Source organism: Pseudoalteromonas sp. SR45-6 (genome assembly GCF_014163545.1).
GTDB lineage: Bacteria > Pseudomonadota > Gammaproteobacteria > Enterobacterales > Alteromonadaceae > Pseudoalteromonas > Pseudoalteromonas rhizosphaerae.
In genome coordinates this window covers 49,188-55,408 of sequence record NZ_JACJDM010000032.1, presented here as the reverse complement: position 1 = coordinate 55,408, position 6,221 = coordinate 49,188, and the positions used below count along the sequence as shown (strand labels likewise).

Sequence of the window (6,221 nt, the reverse complement as noted above, 5' to 3'; positions counted from 1 at the left end):
CCTCCAGCCCCCACACCACCCATCATGCGGGTCCGCAATGGGCGGTTCATCTCCCGTAATGAATATTGATCCAAATATCTCTCAATGACACTAAACCTTGTGAAGCTAAGTAGTTACTGCCTAGCGCAATGTTAATTCCTTTTTTTGAGCCCTTTCCCACTAAAATAAGCCACTCAAACACCTGTAATATCTTCCAAAATACCAATTAAAACAACACCAACCCCTCTTTTTATATTTCACGTGAAAGTCAGTTATCAATTGAATCAAAATAGCAACTCGGCTATGGTTAATGCATCAATAAAAATAAATTAAAAACGAGTTATTCTATAGCCTCGTTAGCATTCAGTAATGAAATTTAAAATAAGGAATATTCATGGATTTAGTTAAAGGAAATATTTTTCTTGAGTTTGAAATGTCAGAAACTGGCCATCAAATTGTTGAAGCAAAAATTAATGGTAAATTATTACGTTTTATATTGGATACTGCTGCTGGATCATCTGTACTAAATAAGGCTTGTCTTGCTGAATTAGGAATCCAAGAAGTCTCTAGTGAGGAAAGCGCTGCTGGGCTTGGCACTTCTGAACACGAAATGGGAAATATAGTGGTGCCAGAAATTGAGTTGGGAGGTAGATTATATGAATACCCAGAGTTTGTATCACTTAATCTAGATCATGTTCAGGTTGCTGGAGGTGAAAAGGGTGTTCATGGGTTATTAGGTTCGCCATTTTTTTCAAAATATAAAGCAGTAATAGATTTTGGTACCAATAGGGTAGTGCTTTCTTACCCTTTAAGCGATAATTAAAAACGAGTAATTCTACAGACTCGTTAACCATGATAAGGATCTATGATGAGCCTGAAAGATCACTTTGAATTGCTGGCGGCCTATAATCAGCGGATGAATTTAAAGGTGTATGAGGCTTCGAGTCAGCTCTGTGCAACTAATCTGGCCCAAGACCGTGGGGCCTTTTTTGGATCCATTCTCGGAACTCTTAATCACATCATTGTTGGTGATACTATCTGGCTAAAACGGTTTGCTACCCATCCAGCCTGCTTGCGGTCTTTACAGGAGGTAGCTGATATTCCAAATCCAAAGAGCCTGGATCACATAGCCTTCAATGACATTGGTAGCCTATCGGAGCACCGGTTTTGGTTGGATCGGATAATTATCAACTGGACAGCCGAGCTATCTGAAAGTGATCTGGATTTCATTCTCAGCTACCAAAACACCAAGGGGATCTCCGCTACCAAACGATATTCGAGTCTAGTTCTTCATTTTTTTAACCATCAGACTCATCATCGTGGCCAAGTTTCTACATTGCTATCGCAGGCAGGCGTGGATATTGGGATTACTGACCTGTTGGCTGAGATTCAGGAGGAAACGCATGCATAACAAAGCGAACATACTTTTGAGATCACCGCGATGAATCAAGAATTAAGACTATTGGAAGAAATCCTAAAGAGAAATAGCGAAGATCCTGACTCAATTGATATTGAAAATGAGGTCGATCATTATTTCTTCTTTGATGGAATTAAGAATGAAGAAGATCTCGATGAAGCATGGAGAGTTTTTGATGAACACGAAGATATAAGGAATAGGCTTTTAAATATAGTAAGTGAAACTGACTCTATATCTAGGTGGGGTTACAGAATACCAAAGAGTGAGCAGATTAGGTGTGATGATCAGGAACTCAAGAATTTAGTCTCCTTACACATATTGAGTCTTCGACCAATCCTTTTAGAGGAAGACTATAATGCCGAAATTATTGCCTTTATTGATAGCGGCTTTCAAGTTGAAATTGCTCCATCAGGTATAGAATTCCCTGATATATCTGATAACGAACTATTTGGTGTCCTTTATGAAGCGATTGGTGAGTATTGGATTGATAACTTCCCCTATGACAGGGAGCATTATGAAGTCTTAAAAAACTGGGCAATCTACCTTACTAAGTGTGACGAAGTTGCAACTTATTTAATGTGGCCTTTTTTGTCGAACGAAAAAGACCTAGCCCCTTGCACAATGGATGCTGGTGCTAAATTATGGAAGCTTGGTTGTAGAGATCGATTTTGGGTTAAAGATTTAGACTACGTAAGTAAAATAGTTTATGTAAGGCCACCATGGCTAGACGAATAACCGCACATAATCGGTTAGCCAGAGGTCTCTAACCTCTAGACCACTCGATTCTAAACGCCTATTTTTGGTACTGGTGATATCACATGCGCGAGTCGTTGGCTGATAAGCATTGGCTATTAGGTAATAATATCCCCAACTTCGTGAGTCTAGAATCTGTGTTACTCTAAAGCGGAGTTTTTCAAGTTAGTTGTCGCCTCAAGTTAGAGGCGACAACATTCTGACACTGGGGGATTTAGCAAAGCGTAGCTACTTACGTCTTGATAATTATGTATGTGAGAATTCAGTATAGATAAAAGCCCAGATATAATTTCAAATGAGCTTTATTGTGTGAGTCTGTTAAAAAACGAGAACGAATTTATTCAGAATACGCTTTAATTAATTTATACAAAGTTACTTTTGTTTTAAATATGCTGGCATCATCGTGACGAAAAATACACAGCGTTTTACTATTGTGTCTATCTAAAAATAGCAAATCACCTTCGGTATTTTTACCAATAGTGAGACTTGCAGATAACATCAACATGGACCAACCGTGCCCTTTTTGATCATAAACAGTCGGACCTAAAACATCTTTTAATGTGTTTGCATATGCTTTTAAGGCGCGAACTTCGCTAACTTCCATGTCATTTATGTTAGTTAACTCAATCATCTTCTCAAAACTTAACAGTTCAAACTCTTCACCTTCTACGGTAACGGTTCTCTCTTTTTCTTTAATGAAGTTACAGTAATTTTTTGCAAATAAATTCTGCGCCAGATCAACTGTTTGTAAGATTAAATTTTCATCCATATATATCCTTATTGAATATTTTTAGAGTTTTGCTTTGGGGTGTTAGCTGATTTTCCAAAAGTATTGATAGCCTAAAAGAACAAAAGAGGTCAAATATTATCTTCAGACATCAAAATAATTGACCCAGCCCTTATTGCACAAAACGTTTAATATCTTATCTATAGCGCAACGTCTCTTAACTTCGATGTGAATAATTCACTTAAAAATATTTTGCATTGATGTTTTTTACAAACGCAAGCGCGAGATAAACTCGCGCTTTCTGTAAACGCTCTAGTACCTAATTACCTAGAGCCTAGCACCTAATTACTTATTAAATCGCTGGGTAACCAATGCGATCAGACAAGTAACCAACACTGGTGGCAAAGTAATATGAGCGATTCCAATGCATTAACGCTTTGTAATTATCATAAGCTAAATACATACGGCCATTCATATCATCAGGCATAACCAATGCCGCCGTTACATCTACGGCTGGTAAATCAGTACCATCCATTTTACGTACACCTAAAGCTTGCCAATCAGCTAACGAACGCTCTGAATCAGCCCAAAACTCTAACCATTGAGTACGTGTTTTAGTGCCACGTTGCAATACATAGCTAGGTTCGAAGCTTTGTGGTAACTTAATTTGACGACCCCAAGTAAGATCACTATTCCAGCCAGCTTGCTTTAAATAGTTAGCTATTGATGCAAAGGCATCAACTTGGGTGGTCCAAATATCTTTTCGACCATCTTTATCATAATCTACCGCGTAGGCATTAAATGAGGTTGGCATAAATTGCGTTTGCCCCATTGCACCTGCCCATGAACCTTTGAATTTATCTAAAGTAATGTGCCCTTCCTTTAGAATGTCAAGCGCGGCCCATAGTTGGTTTTTATACATAGTTTCGCGACGGCCATCAAAAGCCAGCGTGACTACCGATGAAATAACGTTGTGACCACCTTGGATTTTACCAAAATTACTTTCAAGGCCCCATAACGCAACAATAAAGCGAGCTTGCACGCCGTACTCGGCTGCAATTTGTTCTAAAATATCTTTATTTTCAGCGTATAGTTTACGTGCGCGGTCAATTTTCCATTGTGGCACACGCTTTGGTAAGTAAGTCTCTAAGGTTTCTTTAACTTCAGGCTGATTTTTATCAGCAGAAATTACCTTTTCTTTAAAGTGTGCTGTAGCGAAGGCATCTTCAATTAATTGACTATCGTAGCCTTTTTGTGCTGCTTCTTGTTTTAAACCTGCAACATATTCATCAAATTGTGCTTGGGTCTTGGCCAGTGCCGATGTACTGATACAGGCACTACATAAAATTGCAGCCAATTTAGTCATTATATGTTTAGTCACTATCAACTCCATTTTGTTTTCTATGCTCAGCTAGCAAGTTAGCTTCAGGTGGCGGTAACTGGAGATAAAACCCGACATCAGTTAATGATTTCTCAACCAAACTTAAATCAGCCCCGCCTAAATGCGTTCGTTTTGCTAAATTAATTAACATTACGTAATGAGGTTGACCGAACATAGCCATTAAAGGTTCCGGTACCTTGCTAAAATCATCTCTTTTTTCTACAAAAAGGAAGGTATCCGCTTTTTTCTTACTTTTATATACCGCAGTCAGCATTATGACCCTATAAAATCTTGCTTAACAGTGCTGCACACTATAACATGAGAGTCATAATAAGTTAGAAAAATTAGATTAGAAATTTCACCTTATCCATATAAACACAGGCCTTATTCAGCCTGCGTTTATCTAAAATTGATTTCTGATCACACTATTCAATTGAGCGTGTATGTCGGACCAAACTTTTGAGCTAAAAGGGAATCTTTTTACGTTATCAGTTTTACATCTTTATAGTACTGATATAAACCTGTTAGCTGAGCAACTGTATATAAAAATTGCCCAAGCCCCTCGTTTTTTTGAGGGTGCTCCTATTGTTGTTAATTTAATTGAGATAAAAAATAATCTTGTTGATTTTGTTCATCTAAAGTCTTTATTAGAACGAATGAACTTTAATGCTGTTGGAGTCTGTAATGGCTCTGATGAGCAACATACGCAAGCCAAAGCCGCTGGGCTCTCAGTTTTAAATTATTCACAAGACGTTAAGAGTGAACCTGTTACAAAGCAGAGTAATACTTCAATTGTTGAGAAAACAGTTTACTTACCTGCCCAAGTTATCAATGGCACAGTGCGCTCTGGTCAACAAGTGTATGCTAAAGACCGTGACTTAATCGTCATTGGTGCGGTAAGCCATGGTGCAGAAGTGATTGCTGATGGCAATGTACATATTTATGGCACATTACGTGGTCGCGCAATAGCAGGCGCACAAGGTTACAACGAAGCACGCATTTTTTGCCAAAAATTAGAAGCAGAACTTGTTTCTATAAATGGCAACTACTGGATCAGCGATTCTCTGCAAGGTGAGTTCTGGGGCAACGCTGCACAAATCCAACAAAAAAATGAATCATTAGAAATTTCAGCTTTGGTTAAAGGATAAATCTTATGGCAAAAGTCATTGTCGTTACGTCAGGTAAAGGTGGTGTAGGTAAAACTACATCAAGTGCTGCAATTGGCACAGGTTTAGCACTTAAGGGCTATAAAACAGTCATTATAGATTTTGATATCGGTTTACGTAACCTTGATTTGATCATGGGCTGTGAACGTCGCGTTGTCTATGATTTTGTTAACGTTATAAACGGTGAAGCAAATTTAAATCAAGCACTTATCAAAGATAAACGGGTAGATAAATTATTTTTATTACCTGCTTCACAAACTCGCGATAAAGATGCTTTAACTCGCGAAGGTGTTGAACGCGTATTAAACGAGCTGAAAAAAGACTTTGATTATATCGTCTGTGATTCGCCAGCAGGAATTGAAGCCGGCGCTATGATGGCAATGTACTTTGCTGATGAAGCAATTGTAACAACGAACCCTGAAGTTTCATCAGTTCGCGATTCAGACCGTATTTTAGGTATTTTGCATAGCAAATCTAAACGTGCTGAAGAAGGGCTTGAAAACATAAAAGAACATTTATTACTGACTCGCTATAACCCAGAGCGAGTAGCTAAAGGTGAAATGCTGTCAGTTGAAGATGTGCAAGATATTCTTTCTATCGAATTGTTAGGTGTAATACCTGAATCACAAGCGGTATTAAGTGCATCAAACTCAGGCCAGCCAGTTATATTAGATACAGAGTCTGATGCTGGGCAAGCTTATGCCGATGCAATTAATCGCTTATTAGGTGAAACAGTCGAATTTCGCTTCTTAGATGTAGAAAAGAAAGGTTTGTTCAAACGGATATTTGGAGGTTAAC

The 6,221-nt window shown here is 38.3% G+C and carries 8 protein-coding genes; 5 read left to right on the top strand and 3 right to left on the bottom strand.

The genetic code is table 11. The features are described 5' to 3' along the window. The first annotated feature begins 373 nt into the window (after nucleotides 1–373). Genes H5158_RS14175 through H5158_RS14165 form a run of 3 tightly spaced genes read left to right on the top strand, consistent with a single transcriptional unit; the run spans nucleotide 374 to nucleotide 2,131 of the window. On the top strand, nucleotides 374–802 hold the full coding sequence (locus H5158_RS14175; RefSeq protein WP_182740278.1) for a retropepsin-like aspartic protease: 429 nt from the start codon (nucleotides 374–376) through the stop codon (nucleotides 800–802). Nucleotides 803–847: 45 nt separating this feature from the next. Next, complete coding sequence (locus H5158_RS14170) at nucleotides 848–1,390, top strand: DinB family protein (RefSeq protein ID WP_149980233.1); 543 nt, start codon at nucleotides 848–850, stop codon at nucleotides 1,388–1,390. Nucleotides 1,391–1,420: 30 nt separating this feature from the next. Continuing rightward, nucleotides 1,421–2,131 carry a hypothetical protein gene (locus H5158_RS14165; RefSeq protein ID WP_182740277.1) on the top strand — a complete coding sequence of 237 codons (711 nt, stop codon included), beginning with the start codon at nucleotides 1,421–1,423 and terminating at the stop codon, nucleotides 2,129–2,131. 355 nt (nucleotides 2,132–2,486) lie between these two features. On the opposite strand, the gene H5158_RS14160 is transcribed toward H5158_RS14165, so the two are convergent. The 3 genes from H5158_RS14160 to H5158_RS14150 all read right to left on the bottom strand — a co-directional run bounded on the left by H5158_RS14160 (nucleotide 2,487) and on the right by H5158_RS14150 (nucleotide 4,531). After that, complete coding sequence (locus H5158_RS14160) at nucleotides 2,487–2,918, bottom strand: hypothetical protein (protein WP_182718794.1); 432 nt, start codon at nucleotides 2,916–2,918, stop codon at nucleotides 2,487–2,489. 310 nt (nucleotides 2,919–3,228) lie between these two features. Continuing rightward, the gene (locus H5158_RS14155) at nucleotides 3,229–4,245 is read right to left on the bottom strand and encodes a lytic transglycosylase domain-containing protein (RefSeq protein WP_145236295.1); all 1,017 of its coding nucleotides are present in this window, start codon (nucleotides 4,243–4,245) and stop codon (nucleotides 3,229–3,231) included. A 4-nt stretch (nucleotides 4,246–4,249) separates the two neighbouring features. Beyond that, the gene (locus tag H5158_RS14150; protein WP_145235637.1) at nucleotides 4,250–4,531 is read right to left on the bottom strand and encodes a YcgL domain-containing protein; all 282 of its coding nucleotides are present in this window, start codon (nucleotides 4,529–4,531) and stop codon (nucleotides 4,250–4,252) included. A 169-nt stretch (nucleotides 4,532–4,700) separates the two neighbouring features. On the opposite strand from H5158_RS14150, the gene minC reads away from it, so the two are divergent. Then, on the top strand, nucleotides 4,701–5,405 hold the full coding sequence (minC, locus tag H5158_RS14145; protein ID WP_145235640.1) for a septum site-determining protein MinC: 705 nt from the start codon (nucleotides 4,701–4,703) through the stop codon (nucleotides 5,403–5,405). Between the two features lie 5 nt (nucleotides 5,406–5,410). Next, nucleotides 5,411–6,220 (top strand): septum site-determining protein MinD, encoded by an 810-nt coding sequence (gene minD, locus H5158_RS14140; protein ID WP_145235643.1) that lies wholly within the window; start codon nucleotides 5,411–5,413, stop codon nucleotides 6,218–6,220. The last annotated feature ends 1 nt before the right edge of the window (nucleotide 6,221 follow it).

Coding starts and splice junctions, on each gene's coding strand:
- H5158_RS14175 (WP_182740278.1), top strand. CDS start 374: ATGGATTTAGTTAAAGGAAATATTTTTCTTGAGTTTGAAATGTCAGAA.
- H5158_RS14170 (WP_149980233.1), top strand. CDS start 848: ATGAGCCTGAAAGATCACTTTGAATTGCTGGCGGCCTATAATCAGCGG.
- H5158_RS14165 (WP_182740277.1), top strand. CDS start 1,421: ATGAATCAAGAATTAAGACTATTGGAAGAAATCCTAAAGAGAAATAGC.
- H5158_RS14160 (WP_182718794.1), bottom strand. CDS start 2,918: ATGGATGAAAATTTAATCTTACAAACAGTTGATCTGGCGCAGAATTTA.
- H5158_RS14150 (WP_145235637.1), bottom strand. CDS start 4,531: ATGCTGACTGCGGTATATAAAAGTAAGAAAAAAGCGGATACCTTCCTT.
- minC (WP_145235640.1), top strand. CDS start 4,701: ATGTCGGACCAAACTTTTGAGCTAAAAGGGAATCTTTTTACGTTATCA.
- minD (WP_145235643.1), top strand. CDS start 5,411: ATGGCAAAAGTCATTGTCGTTACGTCAGGTAAAGGTGGTGTAGGTAAA.